Annotated in this window: 1 protein-coding gene and 1 pseudogene; both read right to left on the reverse strand. The window is 39.7% G+C overall.

Going from position 1 to position 619, the window contains the following annotated elements:
* Nucleotides 1-157, reverse strand: a 157-nt coding sequence (locus ABD296_RS49855) for an SDR family NAD(P)-dependent oxidoreductase (protein WP_344285652.1), incomplete at its 3' end; no start/stop codon positions are given.
* A 33-nt stretch (nucleotides 158-190) separates the two neighbouring features.
* Nucleotides 191-619: pseudogene (locus ABD296_RS49860) on the reverse strand (GntP family permease); the annotation flags it as partial.

Here is a 619-nt window from a genome sequence, read left to right on the forward strand (position 1 = left end):
CTTTAAGTGAGTTTGCTGTTTCTTGACACTTTTCAGCATTCATATCAGAAATAACAACTTTGGCACCTTCTTGAGCAAATTTCTTAGCAATCTCTAGACCGATACCACTTGCAGAACCTGTAATAAAAGCGACCTTACCGTCTAAAAGTTTTGTCATTTATTTACTCCTTAATACTTATAACGTGCTGATTTAAACAATACCTGTTACGGTAAAGACCGTAATCACTACAAATACCGCTAATGTTTTAATTACTGTGACTGCAAAAATATCTTTATACGATTGTTTATGAGTTAAACCTGTAACAGCGAGTAAAGTGATAACAGCACCATTGTGCGGTAAGGTATCCATACCGCCTGATGCCATTGCAACCACACGGTGCATGACTTCTGGTGGAATACCCGCAGCTAAAATCGCGGCGTTATATTGTTCAGCCATCGCACTTAAAGCGATACTCATACCACCAGAAGCTGAACCAGTAATACCTGCTAGAACAGTTGTCGTCACAGCCCCATTTACTAGTGGATTTGTAAAAGTACTGCTCATTGCATGACTAATCATGGCAAAACCCGGTAATGACGCAATAATTGCACCGAAACCATACTCAGATGCGGTATTCAT

Source organism: Actinomadura napierensis, from assembly GCF_039529375.1.
Classification (GTDB): Bacteria; Actinomycetota; Actinomycetes; order Streptosporangiales; family Streptosporangiaceae; genus Spirillospora; species Spirillospora napierensis.